12 protein-coding genes are annotated in these 14,465 nt (G+C 64.4%); 7 read left to right on the top strand and 5 right to left on the bottom strand.

Annotated elements, in window-relative coordinates; translation table 11 throughout:
• Positions 1 to 125 precede the first annotated feature (125 nt).
• The 7 genes from ACYOEI_RS09895 to typA all read left to right on the top strand — a co-directional run bounded on the left by ACYOEI_RS09895 (position 126) and on the right by typA (position 8,127).
• Positions 126 to 1,037, top strand: coding sequence for a rhomboid family intramembrane serine protease (locus tag ACYOEI_RS09895; protein ID WP_462849271.1), 912 nt, complete (start codon positions 126 to 128; stop codon positions 1,035 to 1,037).
• A gap of 146 nt (positions 1,038 to 1,183) precedes the next feature.
• Positions 1,184 to 2,101 (top strand): sugar phosphate isomerase/epimerase family protein, encoded by a 918-nt coding sequence (locus tag ACYOEI_RS09900; protein ID WP_462849272.1) that lies wholly within the window; start codon positions 1,184 to 1,186, stop codon positions 2,099 to 2,101.
• Between the two features lie 6 nt (positions 2,102 to 2,107).
• A complete protein-coding gene (locus tag ACYOEI_RS09905; protein WP_462849273.1) occupies positions 2,108 to 3,172 on the top strand; it encodes a glycosyltransferase family 2 protein in 1,065 nt (354 codons plus the stop codon).
• Positions 3,173 to 3,379: 207 nt separating this feature from the next.
• Entirely contained in the window at positions 3,380 to 3,916 is a 537-nt protein-coding gene (locus ACYOEI_RS09910) for a hypothetical protein (protein WP_462849274.1), read from the top strand.
• Positions 3,917 to 4,325: 409 nt separating this feature from the next.
• On the top strand, positions 4,326 to 5,747 hold the full coding sequence (locus ACYOEI_RS09915) for a DUF1501 domain-containing protein (RefSeq protein WP_462849276.1): 1,422 nt from the start codon (positions 4,326 to 4,328) through the stop codon (positions 5,745 to 5,747).
• Positions 5,748 to 5,862: 115 nt separating this feature from the next.
• Positions 5,863 to 6,093: a hypothetical protein gene (locus tag ACYOEI_RS09920; protein WP_462849278.1), complete on the top strand. Its 231-nt coding sequence runs from the start codon at positions 5,863 to 5,865 to the stop codon at positions 6,091 to 6,093.
• A 207-nt stretch (positions 6,094 to 6,300) separates the two neighbouring features.
• On the top strand, positions 6,301 to 8,127 hold the full coding sequence (gene typA, locus ACYOEI_RS09925; RefSeq protein ID WP_462849279.1) for a translational GTPase TypA: 1,827 nt from the start codon (positions 6,301 to 6,303) through the stop codon (positions 8,125 to 8,127).
• A 223-nt stretch (positions 8,128 to 8,350) separates the two neighbouring features.
• Here the strand turns inward: typA and ACYOEI_RS09930 are convergent, their stop codons facing one another.
• The 5 genes from ACYOEI_RS09930 to ACYOEI_RS09950 all read right to left on the bottom strand — a co-directional run bounded on the left by ACYOEI_RS09930 (position 8,351) and on the right by ACYOEI_RS09950 (position 14,327).
• Entirely contained in the window at positions 8,351 to 9,193 is an 843-nt protein-coding gene (locus tag ACYOEI_RS09930) for a sugar phosphate isomerase/epimerase family protein (protein WP_462849281.1), read from the bottom strand.
• A 169-nt stretch (positions 9,194 to 9,362) separates the two neighbouring features.
• Entirely contained in the window at positions 9,363 to 10,511 is a 1,149-nt protein-coding gene (locus tag ACYOEI_RS09935; RefSeq protein ID WP_462849282.1) for a Gfo/Idh/MocA family protein, read from the bottom strand.
• Between the two features lie 106 nt (positions 10,512 to 10,617).
• A complete protein-coding gene (locus ACYOEI_RS09940; protein WP_462849283.1) occupies positions 10,618 to 11,673 on the bottom strand; it encodes a sugar phosphate isomerase/epimerase family protein in 1,056 nt (351 codons plus the stop codon).
• Positions 11,674 to 11,874: 201 nt separating this feature from the next.
• Positions 11,875 to 13,110, bottom strand: a complete 1,236-nt coding sequence (locus ACYOEI_RS09945) for a hypothetical protein (protein WP_462849284.1) — start codon at positions 13,108 to 13,110, stop codon at positions 11,875 to 11,877.
• A 230-nt stretch (positions 13,111 to 13,340) separates the two neighbouring features.
• Positions 13,341 to 14,327, bottom strand: a complete 987-nt coding sequence (locus ACYOEI_RS09950; RefSeq protein WP_462849285.1) for a DUF3592 domain-containing protein — start codon at positions 14,325 to 14,327, stop codon at positions 13,341 to 13,343.
• Positions 14,328 to 14,465 lie beyond the last annotated feature (138 nt).

Genomic DNA, 14,465 nt, shown 5'->3' on the forward strand with positions numbered 1-14,465 from the left:
TCGCCGCTTGACGTGCGCCCGGACGATTCTGGTACCGTGTTCTATGGCCTCGAGCCCGAATTTGGTCGTGGAGGTCCGCTCGCGAGGGCCAGGGCTCGAGTCTCGGGATATCGAGGATCGCTCCATTGCGACAGATCGGGACGCTCCCCAAAGAGTTCGACCCCAGGCCGTTGACCGATCATTTGACGACGCTCGGCCTCGATACGCGCACCGACAACCTCCCGGATGGCTGGCTCCTCTGGATCTACAAGGAAGACCACCTCGCGAAGGCCCGCGAAGAGCTCGCCGATTACCTCAAAAACCCCGACGATCCTCGATATACCTCGGCGAAGGAGAGCGCCAGGGCCGTCGCCCGTGAGAAGGAAGCCGCCGAAAAGCGATACCGCAAGAACGTCCGAGACCTCAGGGGGCATTGGGAGCAGCCCAACCTCCGGAGACGACCACTGACGACCGCCTTGATAGCGGTCTCCTTCGCTTGCTTCGTCTTCTACCTCCTGGGCAAGAACGGACAAGTCACGTTCGATCTCTATCATTGGCTCTATTTCTCGAGGTTCTTCACAGGCGAAGACGGCCGGTGGTATTCCTCCGGGCTGCATGACATCCTCACGGGGGAAGTCTGGCGACTCGTCACACCGATTTTTGTTCATTTCAGTGTGGTTCATATCGCGTTCAACATGTTGATGCTTCGCAGCCTCGGCTCGCTCATCGAGATCCGTCGGAGCACCAAGGTTCTCGCCCTCGTGGTCTTCCTCTCTGCGGTGGCCTCGAACGTCGGGCAGTTCGCTTCTCAGGTCCTGGGCCGGGAACAGGCGATCCCGTTCGGGGGAATGTCGGGGGTTGTCTATGCGTTACTGGGATATGTCTGGATGAAAGGGCGGAACGAGCCTGAGCAGGGGATGGTCCTCAATCCGAGCACCGTCCAGTTCATGCTCTTCTGGCTCGTACTCTGCTTCTCAGGCGCATTGGGCCCGATTGCCAACGTGGCCCACCTCGTCGGACTGCTCGTGGGCCTCCTCATGGGACTGGGCCGCATCTGATTCGGAGAGTTGGAGGCGGAGCACGCCGAAACTCCGAGTCATCCAGGACGGACCCGAAAGTCCCTCGTATTCGACGTGTTGCACTCCCCCGGGCGAACCCCCACAATGGTGTCGGGCGTGATCGGTCGTGTGCGGAGGCGTTTTCGATGAAGTTGGGTTTCGTGTCGGCGATCCTTCCGGAGTACTCGCTGGAGCAGGTCCTCGCGTTCGCCGCCGAGGCTGGGTTCTCGAGCGTCGAGGTCATGTGCTGGCCCCCGGGCCGCGCCGAACGACGCTATGCCGGGGTCACCCATCTCGACGCCACGGACCTCTCGCCCGACGCGATCAAGCGAGTCCAGGACCTGACGGCGCGGTATGGTGTCGCGATCTCGGGGCTCGGGTATTATCCCAACCCTCTGACGAGCGACCGGACCGAGTCGGAGGCGGCGGTCGCTCACATCCACCGCCTGATCGATGCGTCCGAGGCGCTCGGTATCGGCGTGGTCAACTCGTTCGTCGGTCGAGACCCCGCGCTCTCGGTCGACGCCAACTGGCCACGCTTCCTCGAAGTCTGGCGGCCCCTCGTGCAACACGCCGAGGACAAGGGCGTCCGCATCGGCATCGAGAACTGCCCGATGCTCTTCACGGCCGACGAGTGGCCAGGCGGGAAGAATCTCGCGACCACGCCGGCGATCTGGCGCCGGATGTACAACGACATCCCGAGCCTGAGCTTCGGCCTCAACTTCGACCCGTCCCACTTCATCTGGCAGCAGATGGATTACCTCGCCCCGCTCTCCGAGTTCGCGTCGAGGATGGTGCATGTCCACGCCAAGGACGCCCGGATCGATCGAGGGCCGCTCAACGACCACGGGGTCTTGAGCTTTCCGAAGCTCTGGCACACCCCGAAGCTTCCCGGCCTGGGCGATGTGCAGTGGGGGCGATTCCTTGGCACATTGGCCGAGTCGGGCTATGACGGCCATGTCGCGATCGAGGTCGAAGACCGCGCCTTCGAAGGATCGCTGGAGAAGCGCCGCGAGTCGCTCATCATCAGCCGTCGCCATCTCCACCAGTACATGATCGGCTGACCCCCCATGTCGCTCACGACCCCGACCGCATCGGCCTCGGAACCCGAGGCCAAACTGACGATCGACCTGTCGGTCCTCATCCCCGTCTACAACGAGGTGGAGAACGTCGGACCGCTTGCCGAGGAGTTGTCGAGGACCCTCCTCGGCATGCCCCTACGTTACGAGTTGATCTTCGTCGACGACGGGTCGACCGACGGGACGGCGGCCCGGCTCGCGGCGATCCAGGACGGCGACCCCGAGCACGTCCGCGTCGCCTTCCTCCGCCGCAATTGCGGCCAGACCGCGGCACTTTCCGCGGCGCTCGACCTCGCGCGAGGCAACATCCTCGTCCCGATGGACGGCGACCTCCAGAACGACCCGGCCGACATCCCTCGCCTCCTCGAACGCCTCGACCAGGGGTTCGACGTCGTCTCGGGTTGGCGAAGGGCCCGACAGGACAAGTTCCTGACGCGCAAGGTCCCCTCCTGGATCGCCAATCGGCTCGTCGCCCGGATCTCGGGAGTTCCCCTCCACGACTTCGGCTGCACGATGAAGGCCTACCGCCGTCGCGTGCTCGAAGGCGTGCGCCTCTACGGCGAAATGCATCGCTTCATCCCGATCTTCGCCATGTGGCAAGGGGCCCGCGTCGCCGAGCTCGAGGTCCACCACCGTGCCCGCAAGGCCGGCCGCACCAAGTACGGCCTCGGGCGCACGTTCAACGTCGTGCTCGACCTCATGCTCATCCGCTTCTTCCAGCGCTACGCCCAACGCCCGATCCACCTCTTCGGCCGCATCGGGCTGGTCTCCGTCGCCCTCAGCTTCCTGACGTTCGCCTTGATGCTTTATTTTAAATTCTTTCATAAAATTGTCACCGGAAACGGCACGAAGGACTTCGTCGAGACTCCCCTGCCCCTTCTGGCCATCTTCTTCTTCCTGATGGGTGTCCAGAGCATCCTGATGGGCGTCCTCGCCGAGATGGTGATGCGGACGTATTACGAGTCGCAATCGAAGACGACCTACCTCCTCGGCGAGATTCGCCAAGGGCCTCCCATCGTCGAGCGAAATGGCACAGGATCGTCATTCGGGGCTTGATGCCGACCGCAAATTCTTCCGGCCCGGTGGGCAACGGCCACCGGGTCCGCCGGGTGCCTGGGCCATCGTTTTTCCGGCATGACATTCGCGGCGAGATCACGCGAGTTCGTCCCGCGACCGATTGGCGTTCACGCGTGGGACGATCGCGGTATAATCACTTCCGATGCCCGAGTGGTGCCCGCTCTCTGGCCCCTTGGTGGTCCTGTCATGATCCTTCTCTCACTGACTCACGTGCTGGTCTTCTGCTCTGTGCTCCACGCAGAGCCGGGGCAGGCCGTGCGCGGGGCATCGGTCGCGATCGTCGCCCCGTCGGCGAGGGACAGAGACCTAGGAGCATCGCCCGCCAAACTCACGCCCAGACCTGCCCGCGTCCCTCCGCTGGCGAAGAAGATCTCTCGGGGATTCTCGAGGCATCCACGCCCTTGGCATCCCCCCGCGAGCCGCCCGAACGTGCACGGGACGGGCTTGGGCCGATTCACGCTGGTGAAAAACCTCCTCCAACTGACACGAGCTCTCTCGCCTCCTGACGGCGAGGTGACGGCACCCGACGACTCCGAGGACGGCGATTCGGATAGCCCCGGAGAAGCCTTGAGGCGTGACGGTCGGACCCTCGAGTTCCTCGCCGCATCCCTCGTCCCGGAAGTCGAGCTCCTTTCCCTTCCCCCTCGATGTGGTCCTCACACCCCCTCGGCGCGTGCCCAGCGATGCTCACGAGTGATCGCCCTGTGCCGATTCCTTTGCTGATCCCTCCCCCCACACTCCCCCTCTCGCGGTGATCGAGTTTTGTGATCGTCGGGCCTATCGGCTCGCCGCTCGTCCTCGACATCCGTCGCCATCCATCTCTCCCGACCCTGATCGTTCCCGGCCTCTTCGGAGGGTCCCCAGGTTCGGCCGATGCGCCCTTCCCGCTCGGCCTCAGGCCTCTCGGAGTCGTCCCTGATCGGACCACGTGCACGGTCACTCCGCACGCTCCGTTGAAGAGCGAGAGTGGGCGGCCGGATCGTGCAGGCGAGGCCCTCGCCTCGCCCCTTCACATCGACGTTGTCTCGAAAACAGGCCGTGATCCCGACGCCATTCCCGAGGTGGGACGGCATGGCGCGAGCCGGAGGCTCCGCGCCTATCTTTCAAAATCTATTATCTTGTGGATAATTCCATGATTCGATTGACCGCCGGTTCCTCCCGGCTTTGCGACGGCGTGTCGCGACGTGACTTCATACGGGTGGGGGCATTGGGGACGCTCGGCCTCGGCCTGCCCGGCCTGCTCCAGGCCGAGGAGATGGCCGCGAAGGCGCGAGGCCGATCGACGCCGAAAGCCAAGGCGAAGGGATGCATCCTCTTCTTCCTCCAGGGGGGCCAGAGCCAGTTGGAGACGTTCGACATGAAGCCGCAGGCCCCCGAGCAGGTGCGGGGGACGTTCCGGCCGATCGCCACGAACGTCCCGGGGATCCAGGTCTGCGAGCATTTGCCCAGGCTCTCGAAAATCGCCGACAAGTACAGCCTGATTCGGTCGATGTCACATCGGTTCTCGACCCACAACCCGGCGGGCTATTACACGCTGAGCGGGACTCCCCCCATCCGCGATCAGTTCGACATCAGGCGCTCACCCGACGACCACCCCAACCCGGGGGCTCTCGCGGCGAAGTCGCGGACGGGGCCGGTCGTGGTCCCGCCGTTCGTCCAGATCTCCGGCCCGCTCGTCGGCGACATCGGGATCCCGATGCCCGGACAGACCGGCGGGTTCCTCGGCGCGTCCTACGACCCGTTCTCCGTCACCCTGGACCCGAACGAGCCGAATTTCGGGATCGATGAGCTCTCACTCCCGGTTGGCGTCTCCCCGGAACGACTCGACCGCCGCCGGGAGCTCCTGAGCGTCGTGCAGGACCAGTTCTCGAGGCTCAACGACCGTCCCGAGCCCGATCGACTAGACGACTACTATCGCCGCGCGTTCCAGCTCGTGACGTCGGCGGAGGCGCGTCGGGCGTTCGACCTGAGTCAGGAACGCCCCGAGGTCCGCGACCGCTACGGCCGACATACGCAGGGGCAGTCGCTCCTCCTCGCTCGTCGCCTCATCGAGTCCGGCGTCCGTTTCGTCACCGTCTACTGGGGAGGTGCCCTCAATCTCGCGGACAGCTACTGGGACACGCACACGAACAGCATCCCCAAACAGCGAGACCTGCTCCTCCCACGTTTCGACCAGTGTCTCTCGGCGCTCCTCGAAGATCTCGACGGGCGAGGACTCCTCGACTCGACGCTGGTGGCCAGCCTGGGCGAGTTCGGACGGACTCCGCGCATGGGCCAGACCACGGGCGAGAACGGCACCGACTCGACCGGCCGCGACCACTGGCCCCATTGCTACTCGGTCCTGCTCTCGGGCGGCGGGATCACCGGCGGTGCGGTGATCGGCAAGTCCGACCGCTACGCCGCCCGGCCGATCGACCGACCGACCGGCCCCGAAGACCTCGTCGCCACGGTCTACGACGCCCTCGGCCTCGACTGGGGCGCCGAGGTGAACGATCGGCTCGGCCGACCGCTCCCCGTCACGCGAGGGCGACCCGTCGCGGAACTCTTCGCCTAACATCTCACCTCGTCGAGTGTTTCCATTTCACATCATCCCGACGAGTGATCGACCTTCACCGAACACTCATACCGTGATGTGTCCCCCCCCCTCTGAAACCCGAGGTATCACTCTCATGTCACTGAGCGGCTCGACTCTCCGATGCTTATTCTTCGCCGCGTCATTCCTCGCCCTGGCCGTGAACGGATTGGCCGAGCCGAACGAGTTCGACGGGATTCTGCCCGAGGATTCGCGGTTGAACGGGGTCGCCGTGATCCTGATGTGTATTCTCGTCGCCTTGCCTCTCGAGTCCCCCGAGACACCCTGGTCTCGCAGATCAGTCCGCCCTGGACGACTCCTGGAATGATCGAATTCTTTTGAGATTTTATGTTCGAGAGCGTGGTCGAAGTTCTTACACCATTTGGATTCACGTCTCGGAGGCCGGCCCGCGAGCGGAATCGCCCTTGTCGGTTGGGAGGGGTTGGGCTAAGATAACAACTCGACTGAGTCCTCGGTAGCGCTCGCCGTACGCCCATTCCAAAGGCCCGCCCCTCCCTCGGCGGACTCCATTCCCATGACTCGACGCAACGACATTCGAAATGTGGCGATTATCGCCCACGTTGACCACGGCAAAACCACTTTGGTCGACTCCATGTTGCGGCAGTCCGGCCAGTTCCGGGCCAGCCAGCTCGTTGGCGATTGCATCCTCGATTCAAACGACCAGGAACGCGAGCGCGGGATCACCATCCTCGCCAAGAACATCGCGATCAACTACGGTTCGACCAAGATCAACATCATCGACACGCCTGGCCACGCCGACTTCGGCGGAGAGGTCGAGCGGACCCTCCAGATGGCCGACGGCGCGCTCGTCCTGGTCGACAGCTTCGAAGGGCCGATGCCCCAGACGAAGTTCGTGCTGCGCAAGGCGTTCGCGAACAAGATTCGCCCCATCGTCGTGATCAACAAGATCGACCGGCCCGACGCCCGCCCCGACGAGGTGCTCAACGAGGTCTTCGACACGTTCGTCGAGCTCGACGCCGACGAGCAGCAACTCGACTTCGCCTACATCTTCGCCTCGGGCCGTGCCGGCTTCGCGTCCCACGACCCGAAGGCGATCTCGGGGGACATCCGCCCCCTCCTCGACCTGATCGTTGAGAGAGTTCCCGGGCCCGTCGTCGACGTCGACAAGCCGTTCTCGATGCTCTGCACGACCCTCGATTTCTCCGAGTACGTCGGGCGGATCGCGATCGGGCGGATCGCGACCGGGAGCGTTCGGAAGGGCCAGAAGGCGGTGCTCATGAAGGCCGAAGGGGTGGTGACCCCCGGCTCGGTGGACAACCTCCTCGTCTTCGACAAGCTCGGTCGAGTCGAGGCCGAGAAGGCCGAAGCGGGTGACATCGTCGCCATCGTCGGGCTCTCCTCGGTCGAGATCGGCGACACGATCGCCGACGCCGAGGCGCCGCTCGCCCTCCCCCGCATCGAGGTCGGCGAGCCGACCCTGAGCATGCTCTTCACCGTCAACGACTCCCCCTTGACCGGCGAAGGCGACTACCTCACGACCCGCCACATCAAGGAACGTCTCGACAAGGAGCTACGCTCCAACGTCGCACTCCGCGTCGAACCCACCGACGAACGCGACTCGTTCATCGTCTCGGGGCGCGGCCTCCTGCACCTCTCGGTCCTGATCGAGACGATGCGGCGCGAAGGTTTCGAGCTGGCCGTCGGCAAGCCAGAAGTCATCATGAAGCGCCTCAACGACGTCGTGCACGAGCCTTATGAATATCTCGTCGTCGACGTCCCGCACGGCCAGATGGGCCCGGTGATGGAGTTGGTCGGGGCCCGCCGCGGCGAGCTCTCGAAGATGGACGTCAAAGGCGCCTACGCCCACCTCGAGTTCCAAATCCCCGCCCGCGGCCTGCTCGGCCTGAAAACGCGCCTCTTGAGCGCGACCCAGGGCGAGGCGATGATGCACCACAACTTCCACGACTACCAACCGTTCCGCGGCGAAATCCCGAAGCGGTCCAACGGCGTCATGGTCAGCATGGTCCGCGGCCAGGTCGTCGCGTTCGCCCTCGACAGCCTCCAGCAGCGCGGGACGATGTTCGTCGAACCCGGCGACGAGGCCTATCAGGGTATGATCATCGGTGAGAACGCCCGGTCCGACGACATGGTCGTCAACCCGTGCAAGGAAAAGAAGCTCACCAACATGCGGGCGTCGGGCTCCGACAAGAACGTCCTGCTGAAGCCCCCCCGTTTGCTCACCCTCGAAGTCGCGCTCGAGTACATCGAGTCCGACGAGCTCGTCGAAATCACCCCCTCGAAGATCCGCCTCCGCAAGAAGGAACTCACCGAGGAAGGGCGACGTCGGTCCGAACGCGGCAGCAAGAAAGTCGGCGTCTGATCGGGAGAGGGGTTCACCACAGAGGCACAAAGAACACAAAGGGAATCAAATGCAATTTGATTCCCTTTGTGTTTTATTTTTGACGAGCCGAGTTTTGGTCCAAAGCCCCGTCGATTTGGTCGAATCCACCCATTCGATCGGGCACAAAGAATCAAATCGAAACCTCTTGATTTCGATCCTCTTTGTGCCCTCTGTGCCTTTGTGGCGAACCCTCTTCCTCCACTCAGGCCGATCGTTCCTTCATGAAGGCGAGCCCTTCGCGGCAGAGGCCGAGGGCGTCGGGGAATAGGTCGCGCCAAACTCGGGTCGCGGCGGCCAGGGCCGGCAGGGCGCGGCCGAAGGCTTCGATGGTGACGTAGCCGTCGTAGCCGCTCGCCTTAAGGCCCGACCAGAACGAGTCCCAGTGGACCTGGCCGGTCCCGGGAGTCCCGCGGTCGTTCTCGGAGACGTGGACGTGGATCGTCTCCTTGGCACATGACGCGATCGCCTTGGCCTGGTCCTTCTCCTCGATGTGGGCGTGGAAGCTGTCGTACATCATCTTGAGCGACGGGTGGTCCACCGCGCGGACGAACCTGGCGGTTTCGACGGCCGTCGTCAGGAAGTAGTTCTCGAACCGGTTGAGATACTCGACGGCGATCTTGACCCCGTGACCTTTGGCCTTCTCGGCCACTTGCCGCAAGGTGTCGACGCCGTACTTGAACTCGTCCTCCGTCGGCGCCTGGCCCGAGAAGGTGCCGAGGGCCGAGTGCGTGGGGCCGCAGAGGATCTCGCAGCCGAACGCCGCACAGCGGTCGAGGACCTTGTCGAGATGGGCGACCGCAGCCTGGCGGATCGCCGCGTCGGGCGAGATCGGATTGATCTCGGGCGACATGACCGTCACGGCGGTGGCGCCGAGGCCCAGATCTTTGAGCCGCTTGCCCAGCCGCTCGTAGGGCGCACGGTCGTCGATCGCGAAGACCGGGACCTCGACGCTGTCGAACCCGATCTCCTTGAGTTGGTCGAGTAGCGCGTCGTGCTCCGCCTTGACGACGTCGGTCCAGAGCAGCAGGTTCATCCCGGTTTTCATCAGAGCGTCCTCACATTTTGTAGGGTGGGCACTGCCCACCGGCACCGGGCAAGGCTGGTGGGCAGTGCCCCCCTTACCCGGATCGATGGGTGGCAATGGTCGCCGCGAAGTATGGGGTCGCCGTCACGAAACCCGGCCTTTCTTAAAAACCGGGTTTCGGGGAGGGTTCTCAGACGGGGACGACGGTCTGCCACTGGCCGACTTCGGCCGAGTCGAGCACGGCGTCGCAGACGGCCTGGGTCTCGAGTGCCTCGCGGAAGGTGGGGCTGGCCGGCGTGCCCGAGGCGAGGCCCTGGAGGAAGTCGGCGACCTGGTGCACGAACGTGTGCTCGTAGCCGATCTGGAGGCCGGGGACCCACCACTGCTTCATGTAAGGGTGATCGGGGTCGGTCACGTGGATCGACCGCCAGCCACGCAAGGCCGCCTCGTCGCGGTGGTCGAAGTACTCGAGGCGGTGGAGGTCGTGAAGGTCCCACTTGATCGAGGCTTTTTCGCCGTTGATCTCGAACGTGTACAGGGCCTTGTGGCCTCGGGCGTATCGCGTTGATTCGAACAGACCGAGCGAGCCGTTGTTGAAGCGGCAGAGGAAGGCGCAGGCGTCGTCGATCCCGACGGGCTCGACCTTGCCCGTGAGGTTATGCTTGCGTTCCTTGACGAAGGTCTCCGTCATGGCCGAGACCTTCGAGATCGACCCGTTGAGCCAGATGGCGGTGTCGATGCAGTGGGCGAGGAGGTCGCCGGTGACGCCCGAACCGGCCGCGGCCACGTCCAGCCGCCAGAGCGCCGCGCCGCCTTGCGGGAGGTCTGTGGAGATCGTCCAGTCCTGGAGGAAGTTGGCGCGGTAGTGGAAGATCCGACCGAGTCGGCCCTCGTCGATGAGCTGCTTGGCCAGGGTGACGGCGGGCACGCGGCGGTAGTTGTACCAAACCGTGTTCGCGACGCCGGCCTTCTCGACCGCCTCGACCATCGTCTGGCCTTCGACTAGATCCATCGACAGGGGCTTCTCGCAGAGGATCATCTTGCCGGCTTCGGCCGCGGCGATCGCGATCTCGGCGTGGGTGTTATTAGGCGTGCAGATGTCGATCGCGTCGATATCCTTGCGCTCGATGAGCTTGCGCCAATCGGTCTCGGACGACTCGTATCCCCATTTCTCGGCGAACGCGGCGGCGTTCTCCGCGCTCCGGCCGCAGACCGCCTTCAGGACCGGGCGATACTCGAGGTCGAAGAAGTCGCCGACTCGCTTGTAGCCGTTCGAATGCGTCCGGCCCATGAAGCCGTATCCGACAAGGCCGATATTCAAGGGTTTCTTCGCGGCCATGAATTCACCTGATGAAGCGGAAAGTGGGCACCAAGGAGTCGGAATAGGTGGCCCGCGACCCGAGGTCGGGGACGCGGGTGATCGTCGAGAGAGGTCGGGGACGGTCTTATTCCTGCCAGCCGTGCGCGTCGCGGACGGCGATCGACTTGGCGAGGATGTCGTTCCAGGTCTTGGGCTCCATCATGACGGCGTTGGGGAACATGCAGCCGTCCCAGCAGATGTGACGGAACGCCTTCGTCAGCGTCCCCGACTCGTCGCGGAGCCAGAAGCCGGCGTGGTGCGGGATGTCGAGCTTGCCGTTGGGGTCGGTGGCCAAACAGTGGCGGCCGGTATGGTCGTGCGATCCGGAGCCGAAGACGGTGGCGTCGTTCTGGGCGACGTGGAAGTCGATCGTCCAGGGCCGCAGCGCCGCGGTCAGCGTCTTGAGGGCCTCGTCGAGGACGGCGCGGTCGGACCAGTCGTAGTTCTCGGGGAGGATCCGGTCCTCGGGGGCGTTCTCGCCGAGCGTGTAGAGGAGCGTGTGGGCCATATCGGCCTGGAAGCCGACGGTCTCGGGCTCGCCGACCCGCTCGAGGAGGTCGACCATCTTCCGCCACGAGTGCATCCCGGCCCAGCAGATCTCCCCTTCGGCCGCGAGCCGTTCGCCGGAGTCCTTGGCGATCTTGCCCGCTTCCTTGAAGGTCGCGGCGATCTTGGCCTGGTTGCCGGAGGGGTCACTGGCCCAGTCGCCCGGCCCGGTCGCCGAGTCGATCCGGACGACCCCGTAGGGCCTCACGCCGAGCTCGCGGAGCGTCTTGGCAATCCGGCAGCCCTTGCGGACCTGTTCGAGGAACTGGGCACGCCCCTCGCCCTCATCCATCGCCGAGCCCCCCCCCGTGGGGGGCCAGACGGGCGCGACGACCGAGCCGATCGTGAGGCCCTTCGACCGGACCTTGTCGGCGAGCGCCTTGAGGTCGTCGTCGCTGGAGTCGATGTCGACGTGCGGGGCGAAGAGGAATAGGTCGACGCCATCGAACTTGATCCCGTCGACCTCCGCGGCCGCGGTCAAGTCGAGCATCGTGTCGAGGCCGATCGCGGGCTCGGAGCCCTCACCCTTGCCGACCACGCCCGGCCACGCCGCATTGTGCAACTTCGGGAAATTGTTCGGATGTTGTGCGCTCATCGACATCACTTCCTCTGTAGACGGGCGGGGCGCTCATCGGTCGGGGGACACTCCTTGGACCACGTTCGGGTCCAAGGGGAGCTTGAATGCGGACTCCCGACTCTTGGCCGGTTGGAACCCGGAAGCTGGGGAGGCTTCCCCGCGGGGACCGGCCTTCGTGCGGAAGTCCCCGGCGGAGCCTCCGGTAGAAATCGAGAGGCCTCAGCGCCCCTTGCGATAGTCGCCGACGGCCGGGGCGTTGGGATGGACGTCGGGGCCGAAGTAGCGGAGGCTCACGAACACCTCGGTGCCGGTGTTGGTGAACGTCACCCCTTCCTTGGCCCGCTTCTCGGTGATGAAGACTTCGTCCTTCGTCACCTCGCCGTAGCGGATGTAGGCGGGGCAGTCGACGTCGACCTTCCCGACGGTCCCTCGGCCCTGAGTGACGACGAGGCCGGAGGCCCCGGCATCCTTGATCGTGACCGACTTGCCCGGGAAAACGGTCAGCTCACGCGCCGTGAAGAGGTCTTTGCCGTCGACCTTGCCGTAGACGATCCACTTGTCGAGGTAGCCCTCAGCCTCGGAACCGGCGTGGACGATCGGCTCGAGATAGTTGTGATCCTTGAAGTGAGGATCGACGTTCTTTTCCCAGTCGAGCTGTTCGACGAGGTAGTCGAGGTCACGGTGCTTGTCCGGGGGCACGTCCTTGACGAGCAGCTCCCAGGGGACGCGGCGCCCTTCGACCATCGACTGGTACATCCCGAAGACGTCCGAGCCCCATTGCGGCTCGTACGTCACGAGCGAGCCGGGGGCATGCAGGACGCAAGGGGGGATCAGCCAACCGGTCCCCGGCTTGAGGCGATAGGCCTTCGAGAGGTCGAGGATCCCGTTGTCGCCCTCGTCCCAACGCTCGAGGCAGCGTCGGAGCTCGTCCTTCGTCGTCCCGGGCTCGAGACCCATGAACGTATAAGGAAAGTTATTGCCGGTCCAGTTGAGCTGGGGCGGGAAGTAGTAGCTCTCCGGCTTCCCTTCGAGGCCCAACAGCGCGGCCTGCTCGGCCGACTGGTGCATGTGGTGCGGGATCGGGCCGAGGTTGTCGAAGAACTTCGAGTAGACGGGCCAGCGCTTGTACTTGTCCCACATCGCCGCCCCGATCATCTCGGGGCCGTTCAGGGCGATGGCATCCTTGAGGGTGAACTTGCCGCCGTCGTGGACGACATAGCTCAGCCCCTCGTCGGGGGGAGCCCCTTCGTTCGCCGCGGCCGTCGTCGAGGAGAACCAGCGCTCGTCGATGCCACCGCGATGCGTCCCCAACGCGTAGAGATCCTGGGGAGCGAGCTTGAGCCGGGCTCCGGGCATCAGGAACGAGCGCGGCACCCAGGTCGGGGCCAACCGCAAAATGCCTTCACCGGCGTCGAGCGCCGCGCGAGCTCGCGCGGCGAGTTGTTGATCGCTCATCCGTCCCAGTCTCCAGCCTGTCGAAGCGCCCGGACCTGCTTCAGTGACCCCTTCGCGCCGGGACTGAACGTTGTAAACCTAAGCCAGCCGCGACGCAAGAAAAAATTCGGACGGCCGGACGAGTTCAAGTTGGCGGCTTTTGACGGCAAATTGCATCGACGGATGTGTGATGACACGATCGATGATTCGATCTGCGGAATTCCGCCCGCCCCTTGAACGCTTGTGGACGATCAGCGTAGCCTTCCGGTCGCCAGGGCCCAGGAAAACGCGAGCAGGATGGTGGCGACGACCCACAGGAGGTAAGCGAAGGACGAGCGTGGGGAAAGGACAGACTCCCCGGGGCTGAGCGGGTTGTAGTGGACGTCGACCTCGCTGCCGACCCGATACTTCGCGGCGGTCCGGCCCGCGAGGCCCGGCAGGGTTGACGACACGACGATGCCGATCGTCAGCCGATCTCCGAGGTATTTTCGGCCGTCGACTTCGTACGAGTAGACGACACCGGGCTTGAAGCGCGTCCTCGTTCGACCGTAGGTCGACGTGCCGTCTCGCCACGGCCGAAACGCCTCGACGTTGGCTTCGGAGATCTTCCCCCGAGTGACGGGCCAGGAACAGGCCTTGCGGACGTGCTTGAAGAACGCGATGGCGAAGAGCGCGACGGCCAAGCCGAAGCCCGAGCTGATCGCGACGAGCGGGGCCCGCCCGGGATCGGCCATGTGCGTCTTCAGCCATCCCAGCGTGTTGAAGTAGAGGACCGCGGCGATCAGTGGGACGCCGATGAAGAAGCCCATCACGTAGAGGAATCCCACCGTCATCCTCCCCATCGGGAGCGTACGCTCCAGTAAGGCGACCTCCGGCTTGGCCGGGTTGTAGAAGACGGTCACGACCTTACCCACCGGGTAGCGTTCGAGGACCTCCTCTAACTCCGTCCCGTCGAACTTCTCGCCGATCGTCACCCGGTGACACCTCAGTTTTCGCTTGCCGACCGTGTACTCGTACTCGACGAACGGCTCGTTCGTCACCTCGGTATCGCTGAAGCCATAGCTCGCGTCGGACGGCTTGTTCTTGCGAGATTCGACCCGGGACGCGATCACCTTGCCGGTCGTCGCCGGCCAACGGCTCGCCTCTCGGATCTCAGCAAGCTTGACCACCAAAGCCACGAGGATGAGGGCCGGAAACATAGCAACCACGAGCGTGATGAAGATGGCCCCTGCGGACATATTCCGTCCCCCGATCGAATTCCTCGGCAACCCGATCGTATACCTCGGATGAGAATTCTTGTGACCTGCGACGAAGCGGGAACGGGACCTGGATCGAGACTCCGCTTCCGTTAATCGATGAAATCCTCATGTCCCACG

The sequence above is a fragment of the Singulisphaera rosea genome, assembly GCF_054877945.1.

Coding starts and splice junctions, on each gene's coding strand:
- ACYOEI_RS09900 (WP_462849272.1), top strand. CDS start 1,184: ATGAAGTTGGGTTTCGTGTCGGCGATCCTTCCGGAGTACTCGCTGGAG.
- ACYOEI_RS09905 (WP_462849273.1), top strand. CDS start 2,108: ATGTCGCTCACGACCCCGACCGCATCGGCCTCGGAACCCGAGGCCAAA.
- ACYOEI_RS09910 (WP_462849274.1), top strand. CDS start 3,380: ATGATCCTTCTCTCACTGACTCACGTGCTGGTCTTCTGCTCTGTGCTC.
- ACYOEI_RS09915 (WP_462849276.1), top strand. CDS start 4,326: ATGATTCGATTGACCGCCGGTTCCTCCCGGCTTTGCGACGGCGTGTCG.
- ACYOEI_RS09920 (WP_462849278.1), top strand. CDS start 5,863: ATGTCACTGAGCGGCTCGACTCTCCGATGCTTATTCTTCGCCGCGTCA.
- typA (WP_462849279.1), top strand. CDS start 6,301: ATGACTCGACGCAACGACATTCGAAATGTGGCGATTATCGCCCACGTT.
- ACYOEI_RS09930 (WP_462849281.1), bottom strand. CDS start 9,193: ATGAAAACCGGGATGAACCTGCTGCTCTGGACCGACGTCGTCAAGGCG.
- ACYOEI_RS09935 (WP_462849282.1), bottom strand. CDS start 10,511: ATGGCCGCGAAGAAACCCTTGAATATCGGCCTTGTCGGATACGGCTTC.
- ACYOEI_RS09940 (WP_462849283.1), bottom strand. CDS start 11,673: ATGAGCGCACAACATCCGAACAATTTCCCGAAGTTGCACAATGCGGCG.
- ACYOEI_RS09945 (WP_462849284.1), bottom strand. CDS start 13,110: ATGAGCGATCAACAACTCGCCGCGCGAGCTCGCGCGGCGCTCGACGCC.
- ACYOEI_RS09950 (WP_462849285.1), bottom strand. CDS start 14,327: ATGTCCGCAGGGGCCATCTTCATCACGCTCGTGGTTGCTATGTTTCCG.